An 18,532-nucleotide genomic window follows, 5' to 3' on the forward strand; every position below is an offset into this window, starting at 1 on the left:
CCGGCGAAGGTGACACGATGAACAATCCGATTTTCGAGAAGCCCGAGAGCATTTCGTGGAATCCGGCATCGGTGGCGTTGCCCCCGTTGCCGTCGATTCAGGCCGGTGAGGATTCGATGAGCGCGACCATCTCGGCCGCGATTCCGGCGCTGCACGCGGAGATGACCGCGAGCGTGACCTCGTTGCAGGCGAAGGAGGGCATGTTCTCCGGCAAGGTGGTCGATGCGCAGTCGGCCTATCAGAACACCGATGACGCCGGCGGCCAGGCGGTGGGCCAACTGGGCGGTCAGATGGGCCAGATGGCACAGCAGGCGGCGAGCGCCGCGAGCAAGGGTGGCGAATCCGGCGGTGGTGGAGGCATTTTCAGCAGCCTGATGGAACAGGCCATGAAGGCGGTCCAGGGCGCGACCGAAAGCTCACAGGGCCAGTCAGGTGAGGGCACCGATGGGCACGGCGCTCAGGGGCACCAGTCGGCCGGTATGGCGGGCCCGCCCGCGAGCCAGTCGTCGAATGCAGGCGGCTCCACTCCTTCCGGCGACGGGCAGAAGGACGGATCGGGAAGAGGCGGTGACGGACGGCCCGCCCAGGAGCGCGACACGACTCGGGGCGAGCCCACCGAGCGGGCTCCGCTGGGACAGCCGCCGGCGGCAGCGGCGGGACCCGGCGACCGTCCGCACGCCGCGGTTCCTGCTCCGGTGTCTCCGCCGCCGAGTTCGCGCGGCACCGACGCGGACGTATCGCGAAACCTGTAACCCGCTCGTGTCCGGCTACCCCAGAATGCGCAGGAGTCCGGTGCGGCCGTTGCCGATGTTCACCGCGCCGAGGTTGCCCCCGCCGACCTGAACCAGTCCGACGTTGCCCGCGCCGACGTTGACGAGGCCGCCGTTGAGCGCACCGATGTTCGCGACACCGCCGTTGAGCGTGCCGATGTTGGCGATGCCGACGTTGGGGCCACCGATGTTGAGCAGGCCACTGTTGAAGCTGCCGAGGTTCGCGATGCCGGTGTTGCCCGAACCGCCGAGAAGACCGTTCGCGATGCCTGTGTTGCCGGTTCCGGGGCCCAGCAGATTGTTGGCGATACCGCTGTTTCCGGTGCCGCCGTTGAGCAGGCCGCTGTTTCCGGGCGTCATGCCGCTGAGCAGTAGATGTACACAGCACAGCAAACATTTCACGGTAACCGCAGGAAAGCGGGACGCAATCGTCGCAGCCCGACTGCTCCAAGGGCGATTGGCAAACGATTTCGTAGGTCGAATGTAGTGCTACAAGCGATTAAACAACATTTCAGCAACTGAAATGATCCCTCAGGCGGGAGTGAACTCCACACCGGCCAGGGCCACGGCGTCGTCGCGTTCGGGCACCGTGACCACCGCGAGGTAGCCGTCGCCCTCGGACCAGATGCTCACCTTCAGCGTCTCGCCGGGGAAGACGACTCCGGCGAACCGGGCGCCGTAGCTGCCGACACGCGCGGCGTCGCCGTCGAGCAGGAGGTCGGTCATGGCCTTGGCCGTCATCCCGTAGGTGCACAGGCCGTGCAGGATCGGCTTGGGAAAGCCTGCCGCCGAGGCGAATTCGGGGTCGGAATGCAGAGGGTTGCGGTCACCGCACATCCGGTAGAGCAGCGCCTGCTGGGGTGACACCGGAATCGCGACCTCGTGGTCGGGTGCGCGAGCCGGCGGCTCCGATGACGTGGACGGCCCGCGCTCACCACCGAAACCGCCCTCACCCCTGGCGAAGATCGACCGGCGCTGCGTCCACAGCAACGTGCCGTCGGGCGAGGTGACCTCGGTCTCCGACCAGATGACCGCGGCTTTGCCCTTGTCCCAGATGTCGGTGAATCGCGTGACCGCGATACCGGTGCCCGTCGCGGGAATCGGGCCGGGCACCGTGACGGCCTCACTGGCGTGCAGCACCCTCGACAGTTCGATGTCGATGCCGGGGAACTGCACCGTCGGCGCCTCGGTCATGTGGAAGCTCTGCGCCACGTTGCCGAACGTCGGCAGCACCTGGGGGGTGTCGTCGGTCAGGTAGCGCAGCTCGCGCACGTCCATCGGGTCCTGGCCCGCACCGAGGCCGAGGTGGTAGAGCTGCACGTCGCTGCTGCTCCAGGAGAACTCGGCGGGCGGCAGTTCGGAACCCAGCGCAACGCTCAGATCGATTGGCATGCTACTTCTTTCCGGCTCCGGCGATGTGCAGTGCCGCCAGGTACCCGAAGGTCATGGCGGGCCCGATGGTTCCGCCGGGGCCGGGGTAGGTGTGGCCCATCACCGGTGAGCTGGCGTTGCCCGCGACGTAGAGCCCCTCGATCACGGAGTCGTCGTCGCGGAGGGCGCGACCGTGCACGTCGGTACGGACACCGCCCTTGGTGCCGAGGTCGCCCGGCACCATCTTCGCGGCGTAGTACGGCCCGTGACTGATCTCGCCGAGGTTCGGGTTGGGCTTGTTCGTCGGATCGCCGTAGTACCGGTCGTACGCACTCTCGCCGCGCTTGAAATCCTCGTCGACACCCGAACGGGCGAACCCGTTGAAGCGCTCGACGGTGGCCTGGAAGGCGTCGGCGGGCAGGCCGGTCTTCTCGGCGAGTTCGGCCAGTGAATCGGCCTTCACGATGACGCCCGACTCCAGCCACTTCGATGGAATGCGTTGTCCCGGTTGCAGACCCGCGAAGATGAAGCGGTCGCGGTACTGCTGGTCGAAGATCAACCAGGCCGGGATGTTCTCGCCGGGCCCGGCTCCCTGACCGTACTGGCCCCCGTACATGTGGTGGCAGGCTTCGACGTAGGGCATCGACTCGTTCATGAACCGCTTGCCCGCCATGTTGACGATGATCGAGCCGGGGGAGTTGCGTTCCGACAACGCGAACCACGGCGCACCCTCGAGCGGCACAGTCGGGCCCCACCAGGCGTCCTCCATGAGCTCCAGTGCAGCGCCGAGCTTCTCGGCCGCGAGGATGCCGTCGCCGGTGTTGGCCACCGCGCCGACGGTCCACTCCGTGGTGATCGGCGCGCGCTGGTACTTCACCCGCATCTGCTCGTTGTGCTCGAACCCGCCGCTGCCGAGGATCACCGCGCGCCGCGCCTTGATCAGCCGCGGCTCAGCGCTTTCCGGCTCGGTGGTGTCGCGGACGTACACCCCCTTGACGACGCCGTCCTCGACGTGGAGGTCGGTCAGCGCGGTGTTCAGCTGGACCGGCACCCCCGCCCGCTGCAGGCCGATGCGCAGCGGTGCGATCAGGGCGCGGCCCATGCCGACCAGATTCTTGCCGGTGGCATTCGCCCACACGGAGCGCACGCCGACTTTGAGGCTGCGCAGCAGGCCGCGCGGATGCCGCTTGAGCTGGTTGAGCCGGACGTAGTCCTGCTGCATCACCACCATGTTCAACGGCACCTTGCCGTACGGCGGCTCGAGGCCCTTCTCGTCCGAGCCGAGTTTCTTCGCGTTGAACGGCTTAGGTTCCACGGACCGGCCGCTGGGCTTTCCGCCCGCGGTCTCCGGGTAGTAGTCGGAGTAGCCCGGCACCCAGCACAGCTTCAGCGGCGAGTTCGCCAGCACGAAGGACAGCATCTCCGGGCCGCGCTCCAGATAGGTGTCGATCTTCTCGGCGGGAACCACATCGCCGATGATCGAGTGCAGGTAGGTGCGGGCCGCTTCGGCGGTGTCCTTGACGCCGTCGCGCTCGAGGATCTCGTTGTTCGGAATCCAGACGCCGCCACCCGACCGCGCGGTGGAACCTCCATAGTGCGGTGCCTTCTCAACGACTACTGTCGAGAGGCCCTGATGGGCCGCGGTGAGGGCGGCGACCATGCCGGCGGCGCCGCTGCCGACCACGACGACGTCGTACTCCTGCTCAGTCATAGTAGAACACGTTATAGAATTGCCCGGCCGAACCACAACAGGGCCGGTCGAACAGACGAGGGGACTTCACTTCCATGTTGCCCGTTGAGGTGCGCGAACAACTCGCAGCCGACCTCGCGCAGGCGGAGCGCAGCCGCCAGCCGATCACCCCGCTGACCGATGGCAATCCGTCTATCGACGTGGTCGATGCCTACGAGATTCAGCTGATCAACATCCGTCAGCGGGTGGCCGACGGCGCACGCGTCATCGGCCACAAGGTGGGCCTCTCGTCGGAGGCCATGCAGAAGATGATGAACGTCGATGAACCCGACTACGGCCACCTTCTGGCCGACATGGAGGTGTTCGAGGATCAGCCCGTGAAGGCGGGCACGTTCCTCTACCCGCGCGTCGAGGTGGAGGTCGGCTTCATCCTCGCCGACGACCTGCCGGGCGAGGGGTGCACCGAGGACGACGTGCTCGCCGCGACCGCCGCCTACGCCCCGTCGATCGAGTTGATCGACACCCGGATCACCGACTGGAAGATCAAGCTCTGCGACACGATCGCGGATAACGCGTCGTCGGCGGGGTGGGTGCTCGGCAAGGAGCGGGTGTCGCCCAAGGACATCGACATCAAGAACATCGACGCGGTGCTGCGCCGCAACGGCGAGGTCGTCGCCGAGGGGCGCAGCGACGCGGTACTCGGGAATCCGGTGACGTCGGTGGCGTGGCTGGCCCGCAAGGTCGACCAGTTCGGGGTTCGGTTGAAGGCGGGCGACATCGTGCTTCCCGGCTCGTGCACGCGTGCGATAGATGCACGTCCAGGTGACGATTTCGTAGCCGATTTCGCCGGACTAGGTTCAGTACATCTTTCTTTCGAGTGAGGGAGTCCCCATGCCCGACAAGGCGTCCGTTGCGATCGTCGGATCCGGCAACATCAGCACCGACCTGTTGTACAAGCTGCTGCGGTCCGAGTGGCTGGAGCCGCGCTGGATGATCGGCATCGACCCCGAGAGTGAGGGTCTGGCGCGGGCCCGCACGCTCGGGTTGGAGACGTCGCACGAGGGTGTCGACTGGCTGCTGTCGCAGTCCGAGTTGCCGGATCTGGTGTTCGAGGCCACCTCGGCGTACGTGCATCGCGACGCCGCGCCGCGCTACGAGGCGGCCGGGATCCGGGCGATCGATCTGACACCCGCGGCGGTCGGGCCGGGGGTGATCCCGCCTGCGAACCTGCGCGCGCACGTGGACGCCCCCAACGTGAACATGGTGACGTGCGGCGGGCAGGCCACCATCCCGATGGTCTACGCAGTGTGTGCCGCAGTCGCCGGACAAGGGGGAGTCGTGCCGTACGCGGAGATCGTGGCGTCGGTGTCGTCGGCGTCGGCCGGACCGGGAACGCGGGCCAACATCGACGAGTTCACCAAGACCACCAGTGCGGGTGTCGAGGTGATCGGGGGGGCGAAGCGCGGTAAGGCGATCATCATCCTGAACCCGGCGGATCCGCCGATGATCATGCGCGACACCATCTTCTGCGCGATTCCCGAGGACGCCGACCACGACGCGATCACGCAGTCGATCACCGACGTCGTCGCCGAGGTGCAGACCTACGTGCCGGGGTACCGGTTGCTCAACGAGCCGCAGTTCGACGAGCCGACGGTGTACAACGGCGGCAACCACCTCGTCACCGTGTTCGTGGAAGTGGAGGGTGCCGGTGACTATCTGCCGCCGTACGCCGGGAACCTGGACATCATGACCGCCGCGGCCACCAAGGTCGGCGAAGAGATCGCCAAAGAGGTTCTGGCTGCGACGACTGGAGGTCACGCATGAGCACCGCCGACATCTTCTTCAATCCCATTTGGGACGTCCGGATGACGGACACCTCGCTGCGCGACGGAAGCCATCACAAGCGCCACCAGTTCACTCTCGACGAGGTCGGTGCGATCGTCGCCGCGCTCGATGCCGCGGGTGTGCCGGTGATCGAGGTGACCCACGGCGACGGCCTCGGTGGGTCGAGCTTCAATTACGGCTTCTCGAAAACCCCTGAGCAGGAACTGATCAAGCTCGCCGCCGAGACCGCCAAAGAGGCGAAGATCGCGTTCCTCATGCTGCCCGGTGTGGGCACCAAGGAGGACATCAAGGAGGCGCAGAACAACGGCGGTGAGATCTGCCGGATCGCGACGCACTGCACCGAGGCCGACGTGTCGATCCAGCACTTCGGACTCGCGCGCGAGCTGGGCCTGGAGACGGTCGGCTTCCTGATGATGAGCCACACCATCTCTCCGGAGAAGCTCGCCGCGCAGGCGCGCATCATGGCCGACGCCGGCTGCCAGTGCGTCTACGTCGTCGACTCGGCCGGTGCGCTGGTCCTCGACGGCGTCGCCGACCGCGTCGCCGCCCTCGTCGCCGAACTCGGCGACGACGCCCAGGTCGGCTTCCACGGGCACGAGAACCTGGGACTCGGCGTCGCCAACTCCATCGAGGCCGTGCGGGCGGGCGCCAAGCAGATCGACGGCTCCTGCCGCCGCTTCGGCGCGGGCGCGGGCAACGCTCCCGTCGAAGCGCTGATCGGCGTGTTCGACAAGATCGGCGTCAAGACCGGTATCGACTTCTTCGACATCGCCGACGCCGCCGAGGAGGTCGTGGCGCCCGCGATGCCGGCCGAGTGCCTGCTGGACCGCAACGCGCTGATCATGGGCTACTCCGGGGTCTACTCGAGCTTCCTCAAGCACGCCATCCGCCAGTCCGAGCGCTACGGCGTGCCCGCCCACCAGCTGCTGCACCGCGCCGGGCAGCGCAAGCTCATCGGCGGCCAGGAGGACCAGCTCATCGACATCGCACTGGAGATCAAGCGCGAACTGGGGGCGCCTCCAGCGAAGCTAGGGGGAGATGCTGCGAACGCCTGAGGGGCCGCGAGACTGAATTCGACGACGTTTCACGCCCTTTCGCGTCGTCAGATTCCGAATGGGTCACACGGCGCGCCCTCGGAGCCCGTCGGCCGGTAGGGTTTGGGCTGCGCCGTCCAGATTCTCGCGGCGGCTGACCACTTTCCAGGTCGGCCCGCTCACGACGTCTGGAGAACTCCGCGGTGACCACCGGCCAAGCCGACCCCCTGACGACCGTCGCCGACGTCATCGGCATCCCGAGCTTCCGCGGCTGGATCCACCTGGTCTCCGCCGTCTTCGCGATCGTGGCCGGAGCGACGCTCGTGCTCGTCGCCTGGGGCGAGGGGGCACCGCGGGCCGGTTGGGCGGCGCTCATCTACGTCGTCGCCGCCGTCGCCATGTTCAGCGTGAGCGCCGTGTATCACCGGGTGCGCTGGGTCTCACCGGTGGCCGAGAAGTGGATGATGCGGTTCGACCACTCGATCATCTTCGTGTTCATCGCGGGCACCTACACGCCGTTCGCGGTGCTGGCCATGCCCCCGGACGTCGGCACCAAGGTGCTGGCCATCGTGTGGACCGGAGCGGCCGCGGGGGTGGCGCTCAAGATGTTCTGGCCGTCGGCGCCGAGGTGGGTCGGGGTGCCGCTGTACCTCCTGCTCGGTTACGTCGCCGTCCTGTTCACCGAAGTCCTGCTGCACGGTGCGGGCGTCGCGGTCGTCGCCCTGCTGGTGGCCGGAGCAGTGCTCTACAACATCGGCGCCATCCTCTACGGCACGCAGTGGCCCAACCCGTGGCCGTCCACGTTCGGCCACCACGAGTTCTTCCACGCGTTCACCGCGGCGGCGGCCGTCTGCCACTTCGCAGCGATCTGGCTCGTCGTCCGATAGATCCGCGGGCACTATGGTTCGGTGACCGCTGCCCCCACCGACCGCCGACGGCGCCTCGGTTCCCTGGAGGGCCTGCTGCTCAGCCTCATCGCGCTGGCGGTGTCGGCGGGTGCGGTGAGTGCCTTCGTGACGCGGCACGTCGACCTGCGCACCGCCGCCACCGTGTTCTGCGGGGTGTTCGTGCAAGCACTGCCGTTCCTCGTGCTCGGCGTCGTGCTCAGCGGGTTGATCGCCGCGTACGTCAGCGCGGAGCGGCTCGCGCGGTGGCTGCCGCGCCGACCCTCGGCCGCCGTTCTCGTCGCGGGCCTCGGCGGGGCGGCGCTCCCCGGTTGCGAGTGCGGCTCGGTTCCCGTGGCGCGCAGGCTCTTCGGGCCCGGTAGCACCGGCGCGGCCGCCCTGACGTTCATGCTGTCGGCGCCGGCGATCAACCCCGTCGTGCTGGTTGCGACGGCGGTCGCGTTCCCCGGCCAGCCCGCGATGGTCGCCGCGCGGTGCGTGGCCTCGCTGGCGACCGCCGTCGTCATGGGCCTGCTGTGGGCCCGCTTCGGCAGGGGCGAGTGGGTGACCCGGAAACTGCCCGATCCGCCCGCGGGCGACGCGTCCCGATGGGCGGTGTTCAGCGCAGCCGCACGACACGACTTCCTGCAGGCCGCGTCGTTCCTGGTGCTCGGCGCGCTGGCCGCCGCCGCGCTGCGGGTTCTGGTGCCCGCGTGGGTGTTCGACCACCTGGCGGGCAACCTCCTCGTCGGCGTCCTCGTGATGGCTCTGCTCGCCGTCGTGCTCGCGCTGTGTTCGGAGGCCGACGCGTTCGTCGCCGCCAGCCTCACGATGCTGCCGCTGGTGCCGAAACTGGTGTTCCTCGTCGTCGGGCCCGCGATCGACGTGAAGCTGGCTGCGATGCAGGCGGGCATGTTCGGCAGGCCCTTCGCGCTGCGCTTCGGTTCGACGACGTTCGTGGTGGCGACCGTGACGGCGACTCTCGTCGGCTCGGTGATGCTGACATGAGCGTCCTGTGAGCAGAGGAACGCAGCACGTCCTGCTGCTGCTCGTCGGGCTGAGCGTCGCGATGATGCTCGCCAGGGGCACGTACGTGAACTACGTGAAGCCGAGCCTGTGGCCGTGGCTGCTCGTCGCGGCGGTGGTGTTGGTCGTGCTCGGTGTCACCGGTGTCGTCCACGAGCTGCGGCATGCGGTCACCCCCGAGCACGGTCACGCGCACCGGTCGTGGCTGACCTGGCTGTTGCTGATACCGATCGCGATGATCGCGTTCGTCGCGCCTCCGCCGCTGGACGCGGCGGGCGCCAATCCGCCGCCGGCGATCAGTGCGCCGCAGCCGAGACCGTTCCCGCCGCTGCCGGAGGGACCCGCGCCGGAGGTGTCGCTGCCCGACGCCGTCATGCGTGCCGCGGCCGACAGCGCGAAATCGCTCGACGGCAGGACCATCACGCTCACCGGGTTCACCGTGCACGCCAACGGCCGCGTCGACCTGGGCCGCGTGGTGATCGTCTGTTGCGCCGCGGACGCCCAGCTCGCCAGGGTGCACCTGGCCGGGTTGGATGGCCGGGACTTTCCGGAGGACACCTGGCTGCGGGTGGTCGGCCGCATCGAACCGGGCTCGTCGCATCCGGACGACGGGTTCGTTCCGACGATGTCCGTGACCGAGGTGCAGCGTATCGACAGGCCGAAGAACACCTACGCCTATTAGGTGCGTCGGACCGTGCGGGCACGATGGTGCCCATGGCAGCACAGGCGACCCGCGAGCAGGCCCAGGCGATCCTCGAACAGCTGGCGGGTCCGAACGCCCGGCTGCGCGACGACCAGTGGGCGGCGATCGAAGCGCTGGTGGTGCAGCGTCGCCGCGCCCTCGTCGTCCAGCGCACGGGGTGGGGTAAGTCGGCGGTCTACTTCATCGCCGCCAAGCTGCTGCGCGGTGCGGGCTTCGGCCCGACCGTGATCGTCTCCCCGCTGCTGGCCCTCATGCGCAACCAGGTGGCGGCCGCCGAAAGAGCGGGCGTGCACGCCGCGACCATCAACTCGAGCAACGTCGCCGACTGGGCCGATGTGCACGCCCGCGTCCGCTCCGGAGACCTGGACGTGCTGCTGGTCAGCCCCGAACGCCTGAACAACCCCGACTTCCGCGACGAGGTGCTGCCCGCGCTGGCGCGCGACGCCGGCCTGGTCGTGGTCGACGAGGCGCACTGCGTATCGGACTGGGGCCACGACTTCCGGCCCGATTACCGGCGTATCCGCACGCTGATCGCCGAGTTGGGCGCCGACGTGCCGGTGCTCGCCACGACCGCGACGGCCAACGACCGCGTCGTCGCCGACGTGGTCACGCAACTCGGCGTCGGCGGCGGCGACACGCTGGTGCTGCGCGGCGGACTGGATCGCGAGTCGCTGCGGCTGTCGGTGGTGTCGGCGGGCACCCCGGCACAGCGCGCGGCGTGGTTGGGTGCACACATCGACTCGCTGCCGGGCTCGGGGATCGTGTACACGCTTACGGTGTCGCAGGCGCACGACGTGGCCACGCTGCTGCGCGAGCGCGGGTTCCCCGTCGCCGCCTACACCGGCTCGACGGAGACCGCCGAGCGCGAACAACTCGAGGCGGACCTACTGGGCAACCGGGTCAAGGCGCTGATCGCGACGTCGGCGCTCGGCATGGGATTCGACAAGCCGGACCTCGGGTTCGTCGTACATCTGGGTGCGCCGTCGTCGCCGATCGCCTACTACCAGCAGGTCGGACGTGCCGGGCGCTCCACCGACAGCGCCGAGGTGATCCTGCTTCCCGGCCGCGAGGACGAGGACGTCTGGCGGTACTTCGCCTCCGTCGCGTTCCCGTCGGAGTCGATGGTGCGCAACGTGATTCGCGAGCTCGACACCGAACGTCCGCTGTCGACGCCCGCGCTGGAACCGCTCGTCGACCTGAATCGGTCCCGACTGGAGATGGTGCTCAAGGTCCTCGACGTCGACGGAGCGGTCCGGCGCGTCAAGGGAGGTTGGGTGGGCACCGGTGCATCGTGGGAGTACGACGAGCCGCGGTATGAGAACCTCGACGCCGCCCGCAAGCGCGAGCAGCAGGCGATGCGCGACTACCAGGTCACCGACGAGTGCCGAATGGCGTTCCTGCGCAAGCAACTCGATGATCCGGAGCTCACCGCGGGGGAGCGCTGCGGGCGGTGCGACAACTGCACCGGCGCGCGCTACGACGGGCACGTCGACGCCGCCGCCGCCGAGGAGACCCGGCAGCGGCTCATGCGGCCCGGCGTGGAACTGGCCCCGCGCAAGCAGTGGCCGACGGGCTTGTCGAAGCTCGGGGTGGCGCTGTCGGGCAAGATCGCCGACGGACCCGCGGCGGGGCGGGTGATCGGACGCCTCACCGACCTCGGCTGGGGTGCGCGGCTGCGCCGAATCCTCGACGCGCCCGACGGTGAGGTCGACGACGACGTGGTGCAGGCCGCGGTCAAGGTGCTGGCGTCATGGGACTGGGCGGTCCGCCCGGTGGCGGTGATGGCCCTCGATTCGGATCGCCACCCGCTGCTCATCGGTTCGCTGGCGCGCCGGCTCGCCGAACTCGGGCGCCTCACCGATCTCGGCACGCTGCAGTACGCGCCGGAGCGCACACCCGTCACGGCGGTCAACTCCGCATACCGGGTCGCGGCTCTCGACGGGTCGTGGCTCGCGCCGGACTCGGCGGCGATCGCCGCGGTGGGCGGGCCCATCCTGCTGGTCGACGACCTCGCCGACACCGGTTGGACGCTGACGATGGCCGCGCGTGTCATCCGCGCGGCTGGCGCCCCCGACGTGCTGCCCTTCGCCCTGGCAAGCACCAACTAACCGGTAACTCGTGCCCCATCTGTAACGCGGTCACCTTTGCTGGCGACAACCTCCCCAGTGGCCGGGGAAAACGTAGTGCGGCCCGAACCAAGGAGATGTCCATGACTCGTGCCGCGAACGCTCTGGCTCTGCTCGCCGCCGGCTCAGCCGCTGTTCTGCTCAGCCTGCCCTCGGCGGCTGCCGAGCCGACCGACCCGGTGGAGCCCGCGGATCCGACCGTGCCGACCGCGCCGGCCCAGCCGTCCACGGCGCCGCTGCCGGGCCCGGCCCCGGAGGCGACCGCTGCGGCCGACGACTGCACCGCCGCCGGGCTGGCCTCGACCATCAGCTCGGTGACCGCGGAGTTGAGCACTTACTTCGCCGCGCATCCCGATGTGAACCAGGCGATGATCGACGCGACCCGCCAGCCGTCCTTCATCGCCGTCGGACAGTTCGACGACTTCTTCAAGAACCACCCGGTGGAGGCGGACGCGATCCGCGCCATCCAGGCGCCCTACGTCGCGTTCAAGGATCGCTGCGGACTGCAGGTCGCTCCGACCGACGCGCTCGCGGTACTCGCCGAGGTCTGAGTCAGCGGTTGTCGAGGAGCGCGACGAGCTTCTCGGTGACCTCGTCGAGGGCGTGGTAGATGCCCACGGTGCGCCCCGCCGCGTCCTGATCGATCGGATACTGCGCGTGCTCCATACCGAGCACCCGCAGCCCGGCGGCCGCTGCGGCCCTGACGCCGTTGCTCGAGTCCTCGACCGCGAGGCTGCCCGCGCTGCGCGCACCCAGGCGGGCGATGGCCTCCCGGTAGACGTCGGGAGCGGGCTTGCCCGCCGCCACTTCGGCGCTCGACACCGTCGCGGCGAAGTACTCGCCGATGGCCGTCGTCGTCATCACGCGATCGATGATCTCGCGGGGTGCCGACGAGGCCAGCGCCACGGGCACCCTGCTGGCGGCGGACCGCACCAGTTCGAGCGCACCGGTGATGAGCGGCACCTCGCCGCGGTCGTACGCACTCGCGACGTGGGAGATGACGCCGTCGGCGGCTCGTTGCGGAGCCATGCCGGCGCGGTCGGAGAGGTACGTCGCCCACTCGGGCACGCTCTTGCCCTGGCAGGTCCTGGTGTCCTCGGACGACCAGGCGTAGCCGTGCTCGGCGGCGACGGTCTGCCAGCCCTGTTCCCATAGGTGCTCCGACATCACGAGCACCCCGTCGAGGTCGAACACCACGCATCGGTCCACAGTCATTCCTCGCCGCCGGTCGTCGGGTGATACACGGGATAGAGCGCGTCGTACAGCCGCCGGTAGTGCGCGTACCGCTCCGAATACTCCAGTGCCCGTGAGGTATCCGGGCGATAGGTGCGTGCGACCGCTGCACGCGCGGTCAGGAAGGCGTAATCCGGTTGAGCGCCGCTGCCGACGAGTGCGCACGCGGCGCCGCCGACCGCCGCGGCATCCTGTGGTTGGTCGACGGTCTCGAGTGGGCGTTCGAGGATGTCGGTGATGATCTGGGTCCACTCCGAGCCCATGGTTCCACCGCCGACCGCCCTGATCCGGTTGACGTCCTGCCCGTAGTCGATGGCGTACTCGAGGGCCCAACGCATCTGAAAGGCAACACCTTCCATCACCGCACGCAGCACGTGGCCCGGCCCGTGGTGCAGGCCGAGCCCGACGAACGCCGCGCGGGCGGAATCGTCGAACACGGGAACCCGCTCACCGCTCAGCCACGGCGCGAACAGCAGGCCGTCCATGTCGTCGGCGCTGTCACGGACCAGCTGTTCGATGCGCCCGTAGTCGACCGGACCGGGCCGGTCCAGTCCGAGCATGCGTACCGCCCAGGCCAGCGCCGCTCCGCCCGTGGCGATCTCCAGCCAGAGGATCCACTGGTCGGGGTCGGCGTGGGCGAGCACGCCGAGGCGCTGCCGCGGGTCGGGTCTCGGCTCGGACATCGCGAGACCGAAATACACGGCCGTGCCGAGGCTGACGTGCAGATCGCCGGGATCGACTGCGCCCGAGCCGAGTTGGCTGGCAGGCACGTCGCCGACGCCGACGTACACCGCGACGTCGGCGCTGAGCCCGAGTCGGTCGGCCACGTCGGGCAGCAGGTGGCCTGCGACCTCGGTTGCGGCCCGCACCGTCGGCAGCTTGGCCGGGTCGACACCGGTGAGCAGGCAGGCGACCTCGTCCCAGTCGCGGGTGGACTGGTCGAACAGCCGATAGGCCGACGCGCCCGCGTGGTCGGTCACGGCCACTCCGGTCAGGTGCATGACGACGGCTTCCTTGCAGTCGAGCAGCTTCGCGGCGGCGGTATAGACGTCGGGGCGTTCGTCGCGCAGCCACAGGATCTTGGGGACGATGTCCTTGCCGGACACCACGGCGTGGAGTCGGTGGAACTGCTCGGCGGGCGGCAGAACCTTGGCGAGCGTGGCGGCCGCCACCTCGCCGCGTTGATCGAGCCAGCTGATCATCGGGCCGAGGGGTCGGCCCGCGTGGTCGACGGGCACGACGTTGAACATCTGTGCGGTGACGCTGATCCCCGAGATCGTGACCGCCGCGCGGTCGACGAGTTCCCGCGCCGCGTCGAGTGCCGCCGCGATGATCAGATCCAGGTCCTGCTCGACGCCCGCGTCCCCGACCATCAGGAGGCCGTACGCCCGATAGGCGCTGTCGACCAGACCGCCCGCGGTGTCGACGACGACGACCTTCACCCCGCTGGTGCCGACGTCGAAGGCGAGGACGTGGGAACTCATGGCCTGCGCTCACACCCCTCGGGAGACGGGCACCAGCAGTTCCTCCAGCAGCCGCAGGTAGCGGTCGTTCTGTTCGACCGTGCCGACGGTGACGCGGATGTGCGACCCCTTCAGCCCGTGCGCTCCCATGGCCCTGATCAGGATATCCTCGGCCAGTAGGGAATCCACGACAGCGGAGACCGAACGTCCACTCGCGGAGATGTCGGCCAGGACGAAGTTGCCGTCCGAGGGGTAGGACTCGACTCCGTCGACTTGCTGCATCGCGGCGTGCAGCCGGTCGGCCTCCGAGCTGATGAACTCGGTTCGGTACGCGAGTTCCTCGGGTTCGTCGAGTGCCTGCAGGCATCCCCAGATCCCCATCAGGCTGATGCTGAAGGGGATCCGGACGCGGGTGACGATGTCCATCAACTCGGGATCGCCGATGAGATAGCCGACGCGCAGCGCGGCGAGGCCGAATCCCTTGGACATGGTCCGGGCGATCACCAGGTTCGGATGCGCGGCGACCAGCGGGGCGAACGACTCCGCGTAGCCGCACTCCAGATAAGCCTGATCGACGACGACGGGGATGCCGGTGTCCAGCAGCCGGACCAACTGCGCTGTGCTCCAACCTTTTCCGGTGGGATTGTTGGGACTGCACAGGAAGATGATCGTGGTGCGGTCGGTGATCGCGGCGAGCATCGCGTCGACGTCCAGCTCCCAGGTCCGCGGGGTGAGCGGCACGGACACCGGCTCACCGCCGTTGATGCGGGTCTGGCTCTCGAAGAACGCGTAGGTCGGGGAGGCGATCACGGTCTCGTCGCCGGGACCCACCAGCAGTCGCACCAGGACGTCGAGCACCTCGGTGGAGCCGTTGCCCAGCACGATCGATTCCGGCGCCACGTTGTTGTAGCGCGCCAGCGCCGCCTGCAGATCCTTGCCCGAGTAGGGGTAGAGGTGCCCGATGTCGAAGGCCCTTCGGACCGCCTCCCGCACTCCTTCGGACGGCGGGATCGGACACTCGTTCGACATCATCCTCGCGAGTTGCCGGTGCTGCCAGGCGAAGTCGTGGTGTTCGGCGTTGTACGGCGCGGCGGACCGGAATCCGGGCTTGACGAAGCGGTCGATCATCGGATGGTGCCTCCCTGCGGTACTCCCGCGGTGTCGTCGTTGATGCGTTTGCGCAGGACGGCTCCGTACCAGATGCCGGCGAGCACGAAGAACACGCCTGCTGTCAGCGCGGTCTGGTGGTTGAGTTCGGGCACCGTCAGGCACAGCACGACGACGATCGTCCACAGCAGCGCCGCCCACCGGACCGGCCCGGCGTAACCACCGAGGTCGAAGCTCGTCTTGGTGGGCAGCGAACCGTTGCGCGACGCGATGAGCACCGCGATGACCGTCAAGCCGTACACGGCGTAGTAGCCGAGGGCTGCCATGCCGACGATCAGCGCCATGGCCTGCGAGGAGCCGTAGCTTCCCACCAGGATCAGGATCAGGCTGAACGCCGCGACCACCAGCAGTGCGGCGCTCGGCGACTTCGTCTGTGGCGATACCTTTTTCAGCGCCGACGATGCCGGCAGCATGTTGTCCCGCGACAGCGAGAACATCAGCCTGCTGGCCGCGGCCATGTTGGCGAGACCGCCTGCGTAGAGCGCGATGATCGCGACGGATTCGAAGACGGCGGCACCGGTGGCCCCGAGTGCGGTCTCGAGGATGTGCGACACCGGTACGTCGGCGCCGACGGCCTCGGCGAGGTTGTCGATGTTCATGGTGAGGCCGACGATCATCAGGAACCCGACGACGATGGCGAACACCAAGGCCCGGATCACGGCCTTGGGTACGTGCCTGGTCGGCATCTTGGTCTCCTCGGCGAGGTCCGCTGCCCCCTCGAAGCCGGTGAGCACCCACATCGCGAGCAGGCTGGAAAGCAGGATGGCGGTGGTGAATCCGGTGCCACCCTCGACGCTGCTGGTAGTGAGGAAGCCGACGTTCTGGACGGGGTTGGTCACGAATCCGACGATCAGCAGGATCGCCGTCAGGATGATCGAGAGGCCGATCTCGACGGCGAACGCGACGGCGTTGTTGATGCGCGACGCGATCCGCACCCCGGCGAGGTTGATCGCCAGCTGGGATGCCAGCACGATGACGACCACGAGCACGGTCGACGTCGTGGTGATCTCTATTCCCAACCTGTTCAACAACACCGGTGCCAGGCCGAAGTTCAGTCCGGTGAACCCCGGTATGAACGCCATCAGCCCCGCCCAGCCGACGAACCACCCGTAGTGGGAGTTGATCAGGCGGGAGGTCCACTGGTAGGCGTACCCGCTGATCGGCATGCGGCCCGCGAGCTCGGCCAGGACGAGCGCCACCAGCAGCTGGCCGATCGAGACGATCAGCCAGGTCCAGACGAAGACGGGTCCGACCATGCCCAGCGAGTAGGCGTAGGTGGTGAAAACGCCTGCGGTGACGCACATGCAGGAGATGGAGATCGAGAACGAGCTCCACGCCCCCATCGACCGTTCGAGTTGCGGCTCGTAGCCGAGGGCGCGCAGCTCCTCGTCGTCGGACGTGACCGACGGTGCGGTTGAGCGTTGGGACAGCTGGTCATCGGTCATGGTCGGCCTCTTTCCGGGTGGTGAGTGTGGCGCGGTCGCGACGGAGGCGCTGCACCGTCAGGCTGAAGACGTTGGGGGCGTAGTGCTCTTGCGACAGCAGGACGGGCTGGCCCGCCGTGGAGCGCTCCGTCTGCTCGAGCCGCAGCAGGGGGCTGTTGCGCGGGCAGTCGAGCATCTTGGCCATCCGGGCGGTGGCGGCGACGGGGGAGATCGCCGCGATGCCGCCGACCAGGTGGACGTTGCATCGGGTTTCCAGGAACTTGTAGATCGACCCGCCGTCGTACTCCGGCGAGCCCGCGGCGGTGATGATGTCCAGTGGGATCACGTCGAAGCCGTGCGCCGCGGGAACACCGTCGACGCTGATGACGCGCTCGACCCGGAACGCCTCGGCGCCCTTCGGGAGTTCGAGCGCCGTCGAGATCCACTCGCGGATCGCCCCGACCCTGGACTCCACGACCTCGACGTTGAGATTCGCGCCCGCGGCGGTGACGGCTTCGGTGATCCCGATGTCCAGGTCGAGCACGCTCTGGACCCGAGTCTGCTTGAGCGTCACGAACGTTCCGACGCCGTGTACGCGGCGGATCAGCCCGTCGCGTTCGAGGCTGCTGAGAATCTCACGCAGCGTCGGGCGGCTGATGCCGTAGCGCTTCGCGAACTCGGGCTCCGAGGGGAGCTTCTCGTTCGGTGCGTAGGTGCCGTTGGACAACTCCTCGGCGAGTTGCAGCCGCACTTCCTCCGACAGCAACTGGCGCTGCTGCCTCCGTTGCTCCGGGTCGGGGGTCATGAGTTGTAAGATGTCAGACAACTCGGAATCTTGTCAATGGGTGGATGTCAACGGGTTCGGCTACGGCGGCGTACCGCCGAGTCGGGTGGTCAGAGCGCGCGCCGCGACGAGGAGTCCACGCGCCCGCTTGCCGATCTCGGCGTCGGTGAGGGCGCGACCGATCTGCAACGAGACGACCATCGCCTGGTGTCCGTGGTGGTCGTAGACCGGTGCGGAGATGACGCTGATGTCCGAGCGCTGCCGACCCCCGGCCGCCTCGCTGCGCAGGTACACCCGCTCGCCGATATCGGAGATCAGCTCGCCGAGCAGGGCGCGCAACTCGTCGGGCAGCGTGCTCGACATGCCCGCCATCAGCGCGTACAGCCGCCGACCGCCGGGGGTCATCCGCTCGACGAGATACCCGGATTCGCGGCAGTCGTGGATGACCCGCTCGAGGCGCTCCGAGTCGGTGCGCAGCGGGATCGTGGGCTCCTTGGCCAGCCAGGCACGCAGGGCGTCGTCATCCCACAGCACGAACATCAGCCCGACGGGCGGCGCGAACGGATAGCTCTGGCCGACCCGTACCGACCCCCTGGTCGCTGCGCTCCTGCCCGCCGAATCCCCGACGTCGTGGCCCCGGGGCCCGACCAGTTCCAGCAGCGTGATGCGGTCGTCGATCACCGCGGTCAGCGCTGCGGTGGTGTCGAACGCCACCGATAGTCGGCGGAGTTCCTCGCGCGCAGCCGGATTCACGCGCATCGACTCCTGTGCGGTGTGGCCCAGCGCGATCAGCCGCGGCCCCAGTCGGTACGTCTTGTCCTGCGCGTCGCGCAACAGGTAATCGGCGTCGACCAGCGTGGTGAGGATGCCGAGGCACGTCGGCTTGCTCAGGTCGGTACGGCGGGCCACCTCCGACAGTCCGAAGCTGTCATGCGGATGTGCGGCGAGGAAGTCGAGGATCGTGACGACGCGCTCGGTCGGGGGAGACGGCCGATTCGAGCTGTCCATCGAC

18 protein-coding genes are annotated in these 18,532 nt (G+C 68.6%); 9 read left to right on the top strand and 9 right to left on the bottom strand.

Translation table 11 applies throughout. The features are described 5' to 3' along the window. The first annotated feature begins 17 nt into the window (after nucleotides 1-17). On the top strand, nucleotides 18-752 hold the full coding sequence (locus NM203_RS03835) for a hypothetical protein (RefSeq protein ID WP_255058349.1): 735 nt from the start codon (nucleotides 18-20) through the stop codon (nucleotides 750-752). A gap of 15 nt (nucleotides 753-767) precedes the next feature. Here NM203_RS03835 and NM203_RS33080 read toward each other — a convergent pair whose 3' ends face one another. The 3 genes from NM203_RS33080 to kstD all read right to left on the bottom strand — a co-directional run bounded on the left by NM203_RS33080 (nucleotide 768) and on the right by kstD (nucleotide 3,852). Beyond that, nucleotides 768-1,130 (bottom strand): hypothetical protein, encoded by a 363-nt coding sequence (locus tag NM203_RS33080; RefSeq protein ID WP_303624176.1) that lies wholly within the window; start codon nucleotides 1,128-1,130, stop codon nucleotides 768-770. Between the two features lie 171 nt (nucleotides 1,131-1,301). Next, nucleotides 1,302-2,162, bottom strand: coding sequence for an enoyl-CoA hydratase ChsH3 (locus NM203_RS03845; RefSeq protein WP_255058350.1), 861 nt, complete (start codon nucleotides 2,160-2,162; stop codon nucleotides 1,302-1,304). A gap of 1 nt (nucleotide 2,163) precedes the next feature. After that, a complete protein-coding gene (gene kstD / locus NM203_RS03850; protein WP_255058351.1) occupies nucleotides 2,164-3,852 on the bottom strand; it encodes a 3-oxosteroid 1-dehydrogenase in 1,689 nt (562 codons plus the stop codon). 74 nt (nucleotides 3,853-3,926) lie between these two features. Here kstD and NM203_RS03855 point away from each other — a divergent pair, with 74 nt between their 5' ends. The 8 genes from NM203_RS03855 (at nucleotide 3,927) to NM203_RS03890 (ending at nucleotide 12,000) form a co-directional block, all read left to right on the top strand. Then, a complete protein-coding gene (locus NM203_RS03855) occupies nucleotides 3,927-4,712 on the top strand; it encodes a 2-keto-4-pentenoate hydratase (protein ID WP_255058352.1) in 786 nt (261 codons plus the stop codon). Between the two features lie 10 nt (nucleotides 4,713-4,722). Next, nucleotides 4,723-5,655, top strand: a complete 933-nt coding sequence (locus NM203_RS03860; RefSeq protein WP_255058353.1) for an acetaldehyde dehydrogenase (acetylating) — start codon at nucleotides 4,723-4,725, stop codon at nucleotides 5,653-5,655. Continuing rightward, nucleotides 5,652-6,731, top strand: coding sequence for a 4-hydroxy-2-oxovalerate aldolase (gene dmpG / locus NM203_RS03865; RefSeq protein ID WP_255058354.1), 1,080 nt, complete (start codon nucleotides 5,652-5,654; stop codon nucleotides 6,729-6,731). The genes NM203_RS03860 and dmpG overlap by 4 nt, the downstream gene beginning before the upstream one ends. A 182-nt stretch (nucleotides 6,732-6,913) precedes the next feature. Further along, nucleotides 6,914-7,597 carry a PAQR family membrane homeostasis protein TrhA gene (trhA, locus tag NM203_RS03870; RefSeq protein WP_255058355.1) on the top strand — a complete coding sequence of 228 codons (684 nt, stop codon included), beginning with the start codon at nucleotides 6,914-6,916 and terminating at the stop codon, nucleotides 7,595-7,597. Between the two features lie 21 nt (nucleotides 7,598-7,618). Continuing rightward, nucleotides 7,619-8,602, top strand: coding sequence for a permease (locus NM203_RS03875; RefSeq protein WP_255058356.1), 984 nt, complete (start codon nucleotides 7,619-7,621; stop codon nucleotides 8,600-8,602). Between the two features lie 7 nt (nucleotides 8,603-8,609). Next, on the top strand, nucleotides 8,610-9,302 hold the full coding sequence (locus tag NM203_RS03880; protein ID WP_255058358.1) for a TIGR03943 family putative permease subunit: 693 nt from the start codon (nucleotides 8,610-8,612) through the stop codon (nucleotides 9,300-9,302). A gap of 32 nt (nucleotides 9,303-9,334) precedes the next feature. After that, nucleotides 9,335-11,431 carry a RecQ family ATP-dependent DNA helicase gene (locus NM203_RS03885; RefSeq protein WP_255058359.1) on the top strand — a complete coding sequence of 699 codons (2,097 nt, stop codon included), beginning with the start codon at nucleotides 9,335-9,337 and terminating at the stop codon, nucleotides 11,429-11,431. A 101-nt stretch (nucleotides 11,432-11,532) separates the two neighbouring features. Then, a complete protein-coding gene (locus NM203_RS03890) occupies nucleotides 11,533-12,000 on the top strand; it encodes a hemophore-related protein (protein WP_255058360.1) in 468 nt (155 codons plus the stop codon). Between the two features lies 1 nt (nucleotide 12,001). On the opposite strand, the gene NM203_RS03895 is transcribed toward NM203_RS03890, so the two are convergent. From NM203_RS03895 to NM203_RS03920, 6 genes are read right to left on the bottom strand one after another with little or no spacing between them, the layout of a single operon-like run. Further along, a complete protein-coding gene (locus tag NM203_RS03895; protein ID WP_255058361.1) occupies nucleotides 12,002-12,664 on the bottom strand; it encodes an HAD family hydrolase in 663 nt (220 codons plus the stop codon). Beyond that, nucleotides 12,661-14,166 (bottom strand): xylulokinase, encoded by a 1,506-nt coding sequence (locus tag NM203_RS03900; protein ID WP_255058363.1) that lies wholly within the window; start codon nucleotides 14,164-14,166, stop codon nucleotides 12,661-12,663. The genes NM203_RS03895 and NM203_RS03900 overlap by 4 nt, the downstream gene beginning before the upstream one ends. Nucleotides 14,167-14,175: 9 nt before the next feature. After that, on the bottom strand, nucleotides 14,176-15,273 hold the full coding sequence (gene hisC / locus NM203_RS03905) for a histidinol-phosphate transaminase (RefSeq protein ID WP_255058364.1): 1,098 nt from the start codon (nucleotides 15,271-15,273) through the stop codon (nucleotides 14,176-14,178). Next, nucleotides 15,270-16,757, bottom strand: coding sequence for an APC family permease (locus NM203_RS03910; RefSeq protein WP_255058365.1), 1,488 nt, complete (start codon nucleotides 16,755-16,757; stop codon nucleotides 15,270-15,272). The genes hisC and NM203_RS03910 overlap by 4 nt, the downstream gene beginning before the upstream one ends. Beyond that, nucleotides 16,747-17,541, bottom strand: coding sequence for a GntR family transcriptional regulator (locus NM203_RS03915; protein ID WP_255058366.1), 795 nt, complete (start codon nucleotides 17,539-17,541; stop codon nucleotides 16,747-16,749). Before NM203_RS03915 ends, NM203_RS03910 begins: the two co-directional genes overlap by 11 nt. Nucleotides 17,542-17,601: 60 nt before the next feature. Then, entirely contained in the window at nucleotides 17,602-18,528 is a 927-nt protein-coding gene (locus NM203_RS03920; RefSeq protein ID WP_255058367.1) for an IclR family transcriptional regulator, read from the bottom strand. Nucleotides 18,529-18,532: the final 4 nt, after the last annotated feature.

The sequence above is a fragment of the Mycolicibacterium arenosum genome (assembly GCF_024320865.1).
Classification (GTDB): Bacteria; Actinomycetota; Actinomycetes; order Mycobacteriales; family Mycobacteriaceae; genus Mycobacterium; species Mycobacterium arenosum.